The following is a 12,833-nucleotide window of genomic DNA, read 5'->3' on the forward strand; positions in this document are numbered from 1 at the left end:
TTCTCCAGGCATTGCGTGTCTGCATTGTTGGCTGGAGCGACAGCGGCCGGGAACGACAGGAACGGCCAAAAAGGGATCGATGTGGCCAAGTTGCCTGGCCATCGGCATCACGCCCGGAAACGCCTCGGCGACATCCCACTCCAGCGCTGGAACGCATGGCGGAAGCTGGCGGTCTCGCTGTAGCCCATGGCCTCGGCGACCCGGTAGACCGGCAGGCGCTCCTGCTCCAGTAGCTGGCGGGCGCGGGCGAAGCGCAGTTCGTCGAGCAGCGCCTGGTAGCCGCTGCCGGCCTCGTGCAGATGGCGGCGCAAGGTGCGTGGCGAGCAATGCATCTGCCGGGCCAGTGCCTCCAGGCTCGGCGCCTCCGGCAGTTGTGCGCTGAGCAACTGGCGCACGCGTGTGATCAGGGCCTGGCGGCTGACGAACTCGATGTTCTGCTGGCGGCACTGGGCACGCATGTCCAGGTGCGTGACCGGATCGGCCAGGGGCAGCGGCTGGTCGAGCAGCCGCGCCTCGAAACCGATCGCGTTGGTCATCGCGCCGAACTGGCGCTCGCAGGCGAAGCTGTAGTCGTACTGCGCCTCGTAGGCCGGGCGGGGATACTGGAAACGTGCGCCAATCAGGGGCAGCGGGCGCCCGATCAGGTCATCGCAGATCAGCTTGAGCGAGGCCAGGCAGAACTCGGTGTTGAACACCGTCAGCTCGGGCAGGTCGCGATAGCCCACCGCCTGCAACCAGGCGACATCGCCCTCGCGTTGCAGGCTCAGCTCGAAGAAGGTGCCGAGCAGCGCCGGGTATTCCAGTGCCAGGCACAGGGCGTCACCCAGGGTGGCGCTGGACAACAGGGTGTAACCGAGCACCCCATAGGACGACACATGCATGCGCCGGCCCAGCTCCAGGCCAAGGTCATGGTGCACGGCCACGGCGTTGGCGCAGACGTGCATTTCCTGGGCGGTGGTGATCCGGCAATCCGGCCGCTTGAGGTCGTCCCGGCTGATGCCGCTGCCGGCCAGCAAAGCGTCAGGGTCATGACCATCGAGGGTCTGCAGGATCAGCGATACACAGTGCAGGGTGGTCAGGCGTGAATGCAGCATGGCGGTCGTCGACAGTGGCTGGACCGTTGAAGCAGCAAGATGCATGCCTGGCCCAGGCTTGGTCTTGTGAAAAATTATCTGTATATTTTCATGAAATTCACAAATGAAAATTTCATAGCACGCCATGTTCAAGCAATCCGCCCAGCAGATCGGCACCTACTACGCCGGAGTCCATGGCCCGCTGCCGTTGCGCCCGCGCCTGCAAGGCCGCGTGGATGCCGAGGTGCTGCTGATCGGCGCCGGCTTCAGCGGCTTGCACACGGCCCTGCGCCTGGCGCTGGCGGGCAAGCGCGTGGTGCTGCTGGAAGCCAGCCGGGTGGCCTGGGCCGCCTCCGGGCGCAACGGTGGCCAGGCGCTGCTCGGCTGGTCCTGCGACATGCCGCCGTTCGAGAAAGCCCTGGGCCTGGAAGGTGCGCGCGCCCTCTGGGCGAGCATGCGCTGGGCCGCCGAGGAACTGCGCGAGCTGCCCGCACGCCATGGCTTCGAAGTCGACTACCGCAGCGGCAGCCTGTGGACCGCGGTGCTGCCGCGCCGTGTCAAGCTGCTAGGCGAAGCCCAGGGGGAGGCTGCACGAAAATGGGGCTACGACCTGCTGCGCCTGATCGACAAGCACGAACTGCCCGAGTGGATCGACAGCCCGCGTTACCAGGCCGCGCTGTATGACCCGCTCGGCGCCCATCTCAACCCGTTGAAACTGGCCCAGGGCCTGGCGGCGGCCATCGAGCAGGCGGGCGGGCGGATCTTCGAGCAGAGCCAGGCGCTCGACTACCGCGAGACCGATGCGGGCTACGTGACCCGCACCGAGCACGGCGAGGTTCATGCCGATGTGCTGGTGCTGGCCTGCAATGCCTACATCGACCGCCTGGATCGTACCCTCTCGGCACGCCTGCTGCCGGTCGGCTCCTATCAGGTCGCCACCGCGCCGCTCGACCCGGACCTGGCGCGCTCGCTGCTGCCGCGCAACAGCTGCGTGATCGACAACCAGTTCGTCCCCGACTACTTCCGCCTGACCCCGGACCAGCGACTGCTGTTCGGTGGCGCCTGCACCTACCTCGGCGGCCTGCCCAGGGATGTGCCAGCGGCGACCCGACCGGCCCTGGAGCGCGCCTTCCCGCAGTTGCGTGGCGTACAAATCGACTATGGCTGGGGCGGGCATATCGACTGCACCTTGCGTCGCACCCCGGACATCGGCCGCATTGGCCAACGCTACTGGTTGCAAGGATTCTCCGGCCACGGCGTGCTGCCGACCCTCGCCGGCGCCAGGGCAGTGAGCGATGCGATCCTCGGCGACGAGCACCTGCTCGACCTCTACCAGCGCCTGGACAACCCGCGCTTCCCCGGCGGCGAGCTGCTGCGCGCGCCGCTGGAAGCCATCGGCAAGGCCTGGTACCGGCTGCGCGATATCCGCTGACCTGAACGAAGAACAGAGATGAACCAACAGGAAGAAATCCAAGGGCTGGCGGTGTTGGTACGCGACCTGCGCAAGCACAAGAACGTGACCCTGGGCGAGCTGGCCGAACGCATCGGCCGCTCGGTGGGCTTTCTGTCCCAGGTCGAGCGCGGCCTGTCGCGCCCGACCGTGGCCGACCTCACCGCCATCAGCGAAGCCCTCGGCGTGCCGACCACCTACTTCTACAACGACAGCAAGCCACGCGCCCTGCCCTGGGTGACCCGTCCGGACGAGCGCCGCACCCTGTACTACGCCGCTGGTGTCACCGACGTGCTGGTCTCGCCGGGCATGTCCGCCGGTTTCTCCATGCTCGAAAGCATCCTCGATCCTGGCGCCAGCAGCGGCGACGGGCACCTGGACGACAGTTCCGAGCAAGGCGGCTTCGTCCTCGAAGGCGAGCTGACGGTGTGGTACGGCGACGCCGCCGAGCCGGTCATCCTCGGCCCGCGCGACAGCTTCCAGTTGCCGCCCCACGCGCAGTTCCGCTACGCCAACCTGACCGCCAGCCAGACCCGTGTTCTCTGGGTCTTCACCTGACCCACATGGTACCCACGATGACTGAATTTCCCGACCTGCCCAGCGAAGTCCGCGCCTTTCGCCAACGCTACCCCGAGGTGCGCTACGTCGAGCTGATCTGCCTCGACATCCCCGGCCATTTCTACGGCAAGCGCTACCCCATCGACATGCTGGAAAAGGTCGCCGCCGGCGGCCCGCTGAAGCTGCCGCAGAACTGCGTGCTGCTCGGCGCCCAGGGCGGCCTGCATCCGATTGGCGACTACTGCTTCCATGACGGCGACCCCGACGCGCCGCGCCGGCTGATCCCCGGCACCCTCAAACCCGTGCGTTGGGAAAAGCAGTTGATGGGGCAGATGCTGATCAGCTCCGACGGCACCGACGCGCCCATCGAGTTCGAGCCCCGCGAAGTGCTGGCCCGTGTGATGCAGCGCTTGCACGCGCGTGGCATTCGCCCGGTGGTGGCCTTCGAACTGGAGTTCTACCTGTTCGACCGCGCGCTCAAGGACGGCTTGCCGCAGTACCCGCGCGACCCGCTGACCGGCGATGCCGACGACCAGCCTAACCTGCACATCGAACGCCTGACGCGTTATTCCGAGGTCCTTCACGCGATGGTCGACACGGCCCGCGAACAGGGCGTGGACGCCAACGTGATCACCGCCGAGATCGGCCCTGGCCAGTTCGAGATCAACTTCGCCCACTGCGACGACGGCCTGCGTGCTGCCGACCAGGCCGCCCTGTTCTGCCGCAGCACTCGGGGCGTGGCGATGCAGCACGGCTATCGCGCCAGCTTCATGAGCAAACCCTATCTGGATGCGCCGGGCAGCGGCATGCACGTGCACGTCAGCCTGTACGACGCAGCCGGCAACAACCTGCTGAACGATGAAGGCCAGCAGGCGCTGCGCCACGCCGTCGCCGGCTGCCTGGAATTGCTGCCGCACCTCATGCCGGTCTTCGCCCCCAATCACAACGCCTACCGTCGCTACGGCTCGCGGGTCAACGCCGCCAGCCGTGCCAGCTGGGGCTTCGAGGATCGTGACGCGTGTATTCGTATACCTGACTCGGATGGTCGCAACCTGCGTATCGAACACCGCCTGGCTGGCGCCGATGCCAACCCTTATCTTGTCCTGGCGGCGATCCTCAGCGGCATGGAATACGGCCTGGACAACAAACTCCAGCCCATCGCCCCGCTCAACGAGGATCGCCAAAGCGGCATCGACTTCGCCACCGACATGCTCAGTGCCGTCGCGGCGATGGAGTCGCACGCGGTAGTGAAGGAAAAGCTCGGCGCCGAGTTCGTGTTCGTCCTCAGCGAGAACAAACGCCACGACCACCTGGACTTCATGAACGAGGTGAGTGCGCGGGAGTACCGGTGGTTTCTTTGAGTTGACCGAACGCTTCGAAATTACGCGACGGGCAGGAACCCTTCACGCTCGCTCCAACTCTCTGAGCGCAGCCTTGGCCAGGAAGCCGGATCGGCTTTTCTGCTCAGGGTGATTCTTCACGTATTCGTCGATTCGGTTGAGCAGGTAGCCGGGCAGTGTGATGTTCAATTTCTCGGCCTTGCCCATGTACCTGGTCACGTCGATATCGACGACGGCCCAGGTACAGCCTGCGTATTTCTTGTCCGCGCTATGGTGAGTCAGGGACTGCGCTTGCGGGATCGATTCGCCGCTTTCGGCGAGGATTTCCAAGTGTCCTTCAATCGCCTCTCGCGCCATCGCCAACGCATCGTCCAGGTCATCGCCCGCTGAGAAACAGCCTGGGATATCGGGCACCTCGACGCCCCAGGCGTGTTGCTCATCGCCGGGACGGATCGCAATCGGATAAAGCATGGTCATGGCCTCACTTGCGCTACTCGAATCGTGCTGGCGAACGCGATGCTCATCATTTCGCGGGCTCATCGAATCTGCGCCTGTATCAAAATGCTGTTCACCGTCTTGGTCAGCAGGTCCTTCTTCGGATGCGGAATCGTCACCAAACCCTTTTTAGTTGGGTGCTCGTAATGGTGGTGGCTGCCTCTGACCCGGACCAGATACCAACCGTCAGCCTCGATCTCGGCGATCAACTGTCGGCTATTCATGGCTGCCCTTCCTTAGGCGTAATAGTGGTTACTATACCCACCACAATAAAACTGGCAACACGTGCCTGATCTGAAGATGCGAACGCGGAGCGTGGGAACGATCAGGCGCTACGCCGCCGGAAACGTCACCCGCACCCGCAATCCGCCGTTGTCGCCATCTTCCAGGCTGATATCGGCCATGTGCGCACGGCAGATTTCGCCGACGATGGCCAGGCCCAGGCCGGCGCCGCCGCGTTGAGCGTTGAGGCGGAAGAAGCGTTCGAATACGCGGTCGCGCACGTCGGCCGGGATGCCGCTGCCGTCGTCTTCCACTTCCAGCACCGCGGGGGCGAACACGCGCAGGGTCACGCTGCCGCCCGAGGGCGTGTGGCCGAGGGCGTTGTCCACCAGGTTGCTGAGCAGTTCGTGCAACAAGGTCGGTTCGCCCATGACCCAGGCTTCGTCCTCGGCCTCCAGGGCCAGGGCGATGCCACGGGCGTGGGCCAGTGGCGCCAGGGCGATGCCCAGCTCACGGGCCAGGGCGCCCAGTTCGATGCGTTCGGCGCCGCCTTCGGCGATGGCGCGGGCACCGCTCTCGATACGCGCCAGGGACAGCAACTGGTTGGCCAGGTGAGTCAGGCGGTCGGTGTTCTGCGCGGTTTCCACCAGGGTCTGGCGCCAGCGCGCCGGGTCCTGCTCGCGCAGGCCCAGTTCGACCCGCGCCTTGAGCGCGGCCAGCGGCGTGCGCAACTCATGGGCAGCCTCGGCGATGAAGTCGGCCTGGCGCTGGAACAATGCGCGCAGGCGGTCGGTGAACTGGTTCAGCGCATCCACCAGCGGCAGCAGTTCACGCGGGGCGACGACGATGGGCAAGGGCCGCAGGTCATCCAGTTGCCGCTCGGCCACGGCGTCGCGCAGCTCACGCAGGGGGCGCAGCGCCGCGCTCACCGCCAGCCACACCAGCACCAGCGCGGCCACGGACGACAGGGCCAGGCGCCACAGGGTGTCGATCAGCAGACCACGCGCCAGGCGCTCGCGGGCCTCTTCGGTCTCCGCCACGCGAATCTCGGCCATGCCGTTGATGCTGCCCTTGTTCACCGGTTGCGCCAGGCTGACCACGCGCACCTGCTGGTCGCGGTAGTAGCTGTCGTAGAAGCGCGCCAGGGCCGGATAATCGTTGGTCAACGGCGTAGCGGGCGGTGGCGCGGGCAGGTTCTCGTAGCCGGAAACCAGCGCACCCTCGACATCCAGCACCTGGTAGAAAATCCGCCCCTCGCTGTCGTAGGCGAAGGTGTCCAGGGCCACATAGGGCACGTCGGCCTTGAGCCGGCCATCGGCCTCGTAGAGCCCGGCGGAAATCGCCCGTGCCGAGGCCAGCAGGGTGCGGTCGTAGGCGGTGTCCGCCGCCTCGCGCGCGTTCCAGTAGGCGGTGAGACTGCCGATCACCAGGACCATGGCCAACAGCAGCGCCAGGCGCCGCAGCAATCGTCCGCGCAGGCTGGTGGCCTCAGCCATCGTGCTGCTCCAGCAAGTAGCCGAGGCCACGGAAGGTGACGATGCGCACCGTGCTGCCTTCCAGCTTCTTGCGCAGGCGATGGATGTAGATCTCGATGGCGTCGGGGCTGGCCTCCTGATCGAGGCCGAACACCTGGGCGGCCAGTTGCTCCTTGCTCATCACCCGACCGGGACGAGCGATCAATGACTCCAGCACCGCCTGCTCGCGTGAGGTCAGTGTCAGCACTTCGTCATCCAGGCTGAAACGCCGCGTGCCGAGGTCGTAGAGCAACGGCCCGCAATGCTGTTGCTGTTCGCCGCCGAGTACGCTGCGGCGCAGCAGCGCGCGCACCCGTGCCTCCAGCTCGGAGAGTTCGAAGGGCTTGGCCAGGTAGTCGTCGGCACCGAGGTTGAGGCCATGCACGCGGTCCTTCACTTCGCCCCGCGCGGTGAGCATCAGCACCGGTAGGGTCTTGCCCCGCGCGCGCAATTTCGCCAGCACCTCGAAGCCGTCCAGGCGCGGCAGGCCGACATCGAGCACGGCCAGCGCGTAGTCCTCGCTGGCCAGCGCCAGGTCGGCGGCAACGCCGTCGTGCAGCACGTCGACGGTCCAGCCGGCGGCCTTGAACACCTGGGCCACGCTGTCGGCCAGTTGCGGATGATCTTCGACCAGCAGGATGCGCACGGGCAGTCTCCGAAAAGCGATTCGGCCGGCAGTGTGTAACGGCCGAATGGCATCTGGGAAGGCCGGAAAAGTTTCTTTCAGGCTGAAAGCCTGGTGAAAGTTTCGTTTCCTAGGATTTCCGCAGGGTGGCGATGACCACCCGCCAAACGCCGGCTCATGGTCGTTCCGGCGCTTACAAGAACAAGAATTGGAGACCACCATGCCCATGGCATTTTCGCCTGTTCACCGCCTGCCCCTCGTCCTCGCCGGATTGTCCCTCGCGCCTTTGGCGCAGGCTGAATTCATCAAGGACAGCACCCTCGACTTCGAAACCCGCAACATGTATTTCAACCGCGACTTCCGCGACGGCAGCGGCCAGTCCAAGCGCGATGAATGGGCCCAGGGTTTCCTGCTCGATTACCAGTCCGGCTTCACCGAAGGCACCGTCGGCTTCGGCGTCGACGCCCTCGGCATGCTCGGCATCAAGCTCGACTCGAGCCCGGATCGGGCCGGCAGCGGCCTGCTGCCGGTGCACGACGATGGCCGTGCCGCCGACGAGTATTCCAAGCTCGGCGTGACCGCCAAGGTGCGGGTGTCCAAGACCGTGCTCAAGGTCGGCAGCCTGATTCCCGAGTTGCCGACGCTCAACCCCAACGACGGGCGCATCCTGCCGCAGACCTTCGAGGGCGGCCTGCTCACCTCCGAGGAAATCGACGGCCTGACCTTCACCGGCGGGCGCCTGCGCAAGACCAAGGACCGCGACAACAGCGACTTCCTCGACCTCGCGCTGAACAACAAGAACAGCCGCTTCGCCAGCGCCGCCGAGGCCGATCACTTCGACCTGGCCGGCCTCGACTACCAGTTCGCCAAAGGCATCACCGGCAGCTACCACTACGCCGAACTCGACGACGTCTATCGCCAGCACTTCCTCGGCCTGCTGCTCAACCAGCCGGTCGGCCCCGGCAAGTTGTCCGCCGACCTGCGCCTGTCGATCAGCGACGACACCGGCGCGGCCAATGGCGGTCAGGTCGACAACCGCGCCCTCAACGGCCTGGTCAGCTATGGCCTGAGCGGCCACAAGCTGGGCCTCGGCTACCAGCACATGAGCGGCGATACCGGCTTCGCCTACATCGACGGCACCGACCCGTACCTGATCAACTTCGTGCAGATCAACGACTTCGCCAATGCCAAGGAGCGTTCCTGGCAGGCGCGTTACGACTACGATTTCGCCGCCCTCGGCGTGCCCGGCCTGACCTTCATGACCCGCTACATCAGCGGCGATCATGCCGAGGTCGCCGGCAGCAGCGAACACGGCAAGGAATGGGAACGCAACACCGAGCTGAAGTATGTGGTCCAGGACGGCACACTCAAGGGCGTTTCCGTGCGCCTGCGCAACGCCACCTTCCGCTCCAGCTTCGCCCGCGACGCCGATGAATGGCGCCTGCTGGTCAGCTACAAGCTGTCGATCCTGTGATCGCGCCGACTGACAATAAGAACCTTCGGGAGATTTCTTCATGATCCTACGCAAACTGTCCCTCGCCGCTGCCTGCCTGCTGCTCGCCGGCCAAGCCCTGGCCGAACCCAAGCGCCCCGAGTGCATCGCCCCGGCCGCGCCCGGTGGCGGCTTCGACCTGACCTGCAAGCTGGCGCAAAGCGCACTGATGGAAGCCAAGCTGCTGAGCAAACCGATGCGCGTCACCTACATGCCCGGCGGCGTCGGTGCGGTGGCCTACAACGCGGTGGTCGCCCAGCGCCCGGCCGATGCCGGCACCATCACTGCCTGGTCGAGCGGCTCGCTGCTCAACCTGGCTCAAGGCAAGTTCGGTCGCTTCGACGAGAACGCCGTGCGCTGGGTCGCAGGTATCGGCACCAGCTACGGCGCCATCGCGGTGAACAAGGACTCGCCCTACAAGAACCTCGATGACCTGATCAAGGCCCTGCAGGCCGACCCGAGCAAGGTGGTGATCGGCTCCGGTGGCACGGTCGGCAGCCAGGACTGGATGCAGACCGCGATGCTCGCCAAGGCTGCCGGCATCGACCCGCGCAAGCTGCGCTACGTGGCCCTGGAAGGCGGCGGCGAAATCGCCACCGCATTGCTCGGTGGGCACATTCAGGTCGGCAGCACCGACATCTCCGACTCCATGCCACACATCCAGGCCGGCAACATGCGCATCCTCGCCGTGCTCTCGGATGAGCGCCTGCCAGGACCGCTGAAATCGGACATCCCGACCGCCAAGGAGCAGGGTTACGACATCACCTGGCCGGTGGTACGCGGCTTCTACCTCGGGCCGAAGGTCACCGACGAGGAATACGCCTGGTGGAAGGATGCCTTCGACAAGCTGCTGGCCTCCGAAGACTTCGCCAAGCTGCGTGACCAGCGTGAGCTGTACCCCTTCGCCATGACCGGCGAGGAGCTGGACGGCTACGTGAAGAAACGCGTCGGCGAATACAAGCAGATGGCCAAGGACTTCGGCCTCACGCAATAAAAGACCGGTGGCCGGCAAACCTGCCGGCCCTTCCTGCTCGCTCGTCACCGCGAGGAACACACCATGCTTTTTCAACGCCTGTTCAGTCTGGGCTGGCTCGTCGCATGCCTGGCGTTTGCCGTCATGGCCTGGAACTACCATGCCGAGTTCTCTTACGAGCCGGTCGGCCCCCGCGCATTTCCGCTGCTGATGCTCGGCCTGATGGCAGCGGCGCTGCTGTGGATCACCCTGCGTCCCACACCGGTCAAGCACAACCCGGACGAACAGCCGCTGGATGCCAGCGTGCTGGGCAAGGTGGCGGCCTGCATCGCCTTGCTGCTGGTTTATGCCGGCCTGTTCGAGCCGCTGGGCTTCATCGTGTCCAGCGCCCTGGTCGGCCTGTTCATGGCACGCCTGTATGGCGGCCGCTGGCTGCCCTCGGCGATTGCCGCCGTGCTGATCGCCATCGGCATGTACCTGCTGTTCGACAAATCCCTCGACGTGCCTCTGCCGTTGGGCGTCCTCGACTTCCTGGAGTGATGACATGGAAACTCTGAGCTACCTGGGCCAGGGCTTCGGCGTGGCCCTCAACCCGTACAACCTGATCACTGCGCTGATCGGCACCCTGATCGGCACGGTCGTCGGCCTGCTGCCAGGCCTCGGCCCGATCAACGGCGTGGCCCTGCTGATTCCTGTGGCGTTCGCCCTCGGCCTGCCACCGGAAACCGCGCTGATCCTGCTCGCCGCCGTGTACCTGGGCTGCGAATACGGCGGCCGGATCAGTTCGATCCTGCTCAACATCCCTGGCGAAGCCTCCACCGTGATGACCACCCTCGACGGCTACCCGATGGCTCGTCAGGGCCTGGCTGGCGTAGCCCTGTCGCTGTCGGCCTGGAGCTCGTTCATCGGCGCCTTCATCGCCACCTGCGGCATGGTCCTGTTCGCCCCGCTGCTGGCCAAGTGGGCCATCGCCTTCGGCCCGGCGGAATACTTCGTGCTGATGGTGTTCGCCATCGTCGCCCTTGGCGGCATGGCAGGCGACAAGCCGATGAAGACCTTCATCGCCGCCCTGCTCGGCCTGTTCCTCTCGACCATCGGCATCGATGCCAACAGCGGCGTGTACCGCTTCACCTTCGACAGCATCCATGTCGCCGACGGCATCCAGTTCGTGGTCCTCGTGCTGGGTCTGTTCTCGGTCAGCGAAATCCTCCTGCTGCTGGAAAAAACTCACCACGGCCATGTCGCGGTGAAAGCCACCGGGCGCATGTTGTTCAACCTGAAAGAAGCGGCGTCGGTGGCGGTGGTCAACGTGCGTTGCGGCCTGCTCGGCTTCTTCCTCGGCGTGCTGCCGGGCGCTGGTGCGACCCTGGCCAGCGCCGTGGCCTACATGACCGAGAAAAAGATCGCCGGTGAAAAAGGCACGTTCGGCAAAGGTGACATGCGTGGCCTGGCCGCACCGGAAACCGCCATCGGCGCCTCGGCTTGCGGCGCCATGGTGCCGATGCTGACCCTCGGTGTACCCGGCTCCGGCACCACGGCGGTGATGATCGGCGCCCTGACGCTGTACAACATCACCCCCGGCCCGATGCTGTTCCAGAACCAGCCGGACATCGTCTGGGGTCTGATCGCCTCGTTGTTCATCGCCAACATCATGCTGGTGATCCTCAACATCCCGATGATCCGCATCTTCACGCGCATCCTCAACGTGCCGAACTGGACACTGGTGCCGGTGATCGCGATCATCACCTCCATCGGCGTCTATGCGGTGCACGCCACCACTTTCGATCTGTTCCTGATGGTCGCTATCGGTATCTTCGGCTACATCCTGCGCAAACTCGACTTCCCGCTGTCGCCACTGCTGCTGGGCTTCATCCTCGGCGGACTGATGGAGCAGAACCTGCGCCGCGCGCTGTCGATCTCCAGCGGCGAGCTGAGCATCCTCTGGTCGAGCCCGATCACCCTCGGCGTCTGGGCCCTGGTGGCGGTGATGCTGGCCCTGCCGATCGTCCGCATCTGGCGCCGTCGCGCCGCGCAACGCCGGGCCCTGGCCAATGCCTGACGGCTGGCGGTTGTGGTGGCCGACCCCAGTGGTCGGCGCAGTCGGCGGTCTGTTGGCGAGCCTCGCCAACTGGCCGCTGCCATGGATGATCGGCGCGCTGGTGGCGGTCATCCTGTTTCGTTGCAGCACGCCCTGGCAGATCCGCGACCTGCCGGGCGGACGCAAGACCGGCCAGTGGATCATCGGTATCGGCATCGGCCTGCACTTCTCTCCCGAAGTCATCGAACAGGTGGTCGCGCACTTCTGGCCGATCCTGTTCTGCGCGCTGGTCACCACCCTCTCCAGCGCCGCAGCGGTGTGGCTGCTACGGCGCACCGGCGAGGACGCCCCCACCGCGTTCTTTTCCTGCATGCCCGGCGGCTCGGGCGAGATGGTCAACCTCGGCCTGCGCAACGGCGCCGTCTCCAGCCGCGTGGCAGCCGCGCAAAGCCTGCGCGTGGTGGCGGTGGTGCTGTGCGTGCCGGCGGTGTTCAAGCTGCTGATGGGCGATGGCCCGGCCCTGCACCAGCAGGCACCCGCCGACTGGTTTTGGCTGGCCATATTGGTGCCGCTGGGCGGTGCCCTGGCGTGGCTCTGGCAGCGTCTGAAGCAGCCCAATCCCTGGCTGTTCGGGCCACTGTTGGTCAGCGCGGCGGCGAGTATTTTCTATGAGTTGCACGTCGGCCTGCCGCCCGGCGCCAGCCAGCTCGGCCAGTTGCTGATCGGCGGCGGCCTCGGTTGCCACTTCGACCGCGCCTTCTTCCGCCGTGCGCCGTCGTTCCTGGCGCGCACGATGATCGGCACGGCGCTGATGATCGGCGTCGCCAGCCTGTGCGCGCTGGGCATGGGTTGGCTGACCGCACTGGACGTGCGCTCGCTGACGCTGGGCATGATGCCGGGCGGCATCGCCGAGATGAGCCTGACGGCGGAAACCTTGCAGTTGTCGGTGCCGCTGGTCACCGCCTTGCAGGTGTTGCGCCTGCTGCTGGTGCTGTTCCTGGCGGAGCCGATCTATCGGCGATGGAGAAAGCAGCCGTAGGGTGGATGACGCTC

The 12,833-nt window shown here is 65.8% G+C and carries 13 protein-coding genes; 8 read left to right on the forward strand and 5 right to left on the reverse strand.

Going from position 1 to position 12,833, the window contains the following annotated elements:
* Positions 1-107 precede the first annotated feature (107 nt).
* Positions 108-1,094: an AraC family transcriptional regulator ligand-binding domain-containing protein gene (locus ACSZPK_RS01600; protein WP_437879651.1), complete on the reverse strand. Its 987-nt coding sequence runs from the start codon at positions 1,092-1,094 to the stop codon at positions 108-110.
* 124 nt (positions 1,095-1,218) lie between these two features.
* Here ACSZPK_RS01600 and ACSZPK_RS01605 point away from each other — a divergent pair, with 124 nt between their 5' ends.
* From ACSZPK_RS01605 to ACSZPK_RS01615, 3 genes are read left to right on the forward strand one after another with little or no spacing between them, the layout of a single operon-like run.
* Positions 1,219-2,505: an NAD(P)/FAD-dependent oxidoreductase gene (locus tag ACSZPK_RS01605; RefSeq protein WP_437879652.1), complete on the forward strand. Its 1,287-nt coding sequence runs from the start codon at positions 1,219-1,221 to the stop codon at positions 2,503-2,505.
* An 18-nt stretch (positions 2,506-2,523) separates the two neighbouring features.
* On the forward strand, positions 2,524-3,081 hold the full coding sequence (locus tag ACSZPK_RS01610; RefSeq protein WP_437879653.1) for a helix-turn-helix domain-containing protein: 558 nt from the start codon (positions 2,524-2,526) through the stop codon (positions 3,079-3,081).
* 17 nt (positions 3,082-3,098) lie between these two features.
* A complete protein-coding gene (locus tag ACSZPK_RS01615) occupies positions 3,099-4,442 on the forward strand; it encodes a glutamine synthetase family protein (protein ID WP_437879654.1) in 1,344 nt (447 codons plus the stop codon).
* Positions 4,443-4,484: 42 nt separating this feature from the next.
* Here ACSZPK_RS01615 and ACSZPK_RS01620 read toward each other — a convergent pair whose 3' ends face one another.
* The 4 genes from ACSZPK_RS01620 to ACSZPK_RS01635 form a co-directional block, all read right to left on the reverse strand.
* Positions 4,485-4,892 carry a type II toxin-antitoxin system HicB family antitoxin gene (locus tag ACSZPK_RS01620; protein WP_437880258.1) on the reverse strand — a complete coding sequence of 136 codons (408 nt, stop codon included), beginning with the start codon at positions 4,890-4,892 and terminating at the stop codon, positions 4,485-4,487.
* Between the two features lie 65 nt (positions 4,893-4,957).
* The gene (locus tag ACSZPK_RS01625) at positions 4,958-5,140 is read right to left on the reverse strand and encodes a type II toxin-antitoxin system HicA family toxin (RefSeq protein ID WP_437879655.1); all 183 of its coding nucleotides are present in this window, start codon (positions 5,138-5,140) and stop codon (positions 4,958-4,960) included.
* A gap of 108 nt (positions 5,141-5,248) precedes the next feature.
* Positions 5,249-6,634, reverse strand: coding sequence for a sensor histidine kinase (locus ACSZPK_RS01630; RefSeq protein WP_437879656.1), 1,386 nt, complete (start codon positions 6,632-6,634; stop codon positions 5,249-5,251).
* Positions 6,627-7,298 (reverse strand): response regulator, encoded by a 672-nt coding sequence (locus tag ACSZPK_RS01635; protein ID WP_437879657.1) that lies wholly within the window; start codon positions 7,296-7,298, stop codon positions 6,627-6,629. The genes ACSZPK_RS01630 and ACSZPK_RS01635 overlap by 8 nt, the downstream gene beginning before the upstream one ends.
* 199 nt (positions 7,299-7,497) lie before the next feature.
* On the opposite strand from ACSZPK_RS01635, the gene ACSZPK_RS01640 reads away from it, so the two are divergent.
* The 5 genes from ACSZPK_RS01640 (at position 7,498) to ACSZPK_RS01660 (ending at position 12,819) form a co-directional block, all read left to right on the forward strand.
* On the forward strand, positions 7,498-8,751 hold the full coding sequence (locus ACSZPK_RS01640; RefSeq protein WP_437879658.1) for an OprD family porin: 1,254 nt from the start codon (positions 7,498-7,500) through the stop codon (positions 8,749-8,751).
* Positions 8,752-8,791: 40 nt separating this feature from the next.
* A complete protein-coding gene (locus ACSZPK_RS01645) occupies positions 8,792-9,763 on the forward strand; it encodes a Bug family tripartite tricarboxylate transporter substrate binding protein (RefSeq protein WP_437879659.1) in 972 nt (323 codons plus the stop codon).
* A gap of 63 nt (positions 9,764-9,826) precedes the next feature.
* The gene (locus ACSZPK_RS01650; protein ID WP_437879660.1) at positions 9,827-10,282 is read left to right on the forward strand and encodes a tripartite tricarboxylate transporter TctB family protein; all 456 of its coding nucleotides are present in this window, start codon (positions 9,827-9,829) and stop codon (positions 10,280-10,282) included.
* 4 nt (positions 10,283-10,286) lie between these two features.
* Positions 10,287-11,801 carry a tripartite tricarboxylate transporter permease gene (locus ACSZPK_RS01655; RefSeq protein ID WP_437879661.1) on the forward strand — a complete coding sequence of 505 codons (1,515 nt, stop codon included), beginning with the start codon at positions 10,287-10,289 and terminating at the stop codon, positions 11,799-11,801.
* Positions 11,794-12,819, forward strand: coding sequence for an AbrB family transcriptional regulator (locus ACSZPK_RS01660; RefSeq protein WP_437879662.1), 1,026 nt, complete (start codon positions 11,794-11,796; stop codon positions 12,817-12,819). Before ACSZPK_RS01655 ends, ACSZPK_RS01660 begins: the two co-directional genes overlap by 8 nt.
* Positions 12,820-12,833: the final 14 nt, after the last annotated feature.

The sequence above is a fragment of the Pseudomonas sp. LRF_L74 genome, assembly GCF_965644255.1.
Taxonomy (GTDB): Bacteria; Pseudomonadota; Gammaproteobacteria; order Pseudomonadales; family Pseudomonadaceae; genus Aquipseudomonas.

What these genes read in the sequence shown, in the direction of transcription:
- ACSZPK_RS01645 (WP_437879659.1), top strand. Translation starts at nt 8,792, where the DNA reads ATGATCCTACGCAAACTGTCCCTCGCCGCTGCCTGCCTGCTGCTCGCC.
- ACSZPK_RS01650 (WP_437879660.1), top strand. Translation starts at nt 9,827, where the DNA reads ATGCTTTTTCAACGCCTGTTCAGTCTGGGCTGGCTCGTCGCATGCCTG.
- ACSZPK_RS01600 (WP_437879651.1), bottom strand. Translation starts at nt 1,094, where the DNA reads ATGCTGCATTCACGCCTGACCACCCTGCACTGTGTATCGCTGATCCTG.
- ACSZPK_RS01610 (WP_437879653.1), top strand. Translation starts at nt 2,524, where the DNA reads ATGAACCAACAGGAAGAAATCCAAGGGCTGGCGGTGTTGGTACGCGAC.
- ACSZPK_RS01640 (WP_437879658.1), top strand. Translation starts at nt 7,498, where the DNA reads ATGCCCATGGCATTTTCGCCTGTTCACCGCCTGCCCCTCGTCCTCGCC.
- ACSZPK_RS01655 (WP_437879661.1), top strand. Translation starts at nt 10,287, where the DNA reads ATGGAAACTCTGAGCTACCTGGGCCAGGGCTTCGGCGTGGCCCTCAAC.
- ACSZPK_RS01605 (WP_437879652.1), top strand. Translation starts at nt 1,219, where the DNA reads ATGTTCAAGCAATCCGCCCAGCAGATCGGCACCTACTACGCCGGAGTC.
- ACSZPK_RS01615 (WP_437879654.1), top strand. Translation starts at nt 3,099, where the DNA reads ATGACTGAATTTCCCGACCTGCCCAGCGAAGTCCGCGCCTTTCGCCAA.
- ACSZPK_RS01630 (WP_437879656.1), bottom strand. Translation starts at nt 6,634, where the DNA reads ATGGCTGAGGCCACCAGCCTGCGCGGACGATTGCTGCGGCGCCTGGCG.
- ACSZPK_RS01660 (WP_437879662.1), top strand. Translation starts at nt 11,794, where the DNA reads ATGCCTGACGGCTGGCGGTTGTGGTGGCCGACCCCAGTGGTCGGCGCA.
- ACSZPK_RS01625 (WP_437879655.1), bottom strand. Translation starts at nt 5,140, where the DNA reads ATGAATAGCCGACAGTTGATCGCCGAGATCGAGGCTGACGGTTGGTAT.
- ACSZPK_RS01620 (WP_437880258.1), bottom strand. Translation starts at nt 4,892, where the DNA reads ATGCTTTATCCGATTGCGATCCGTCCCGGCGATGAGCAACACGCCTGG.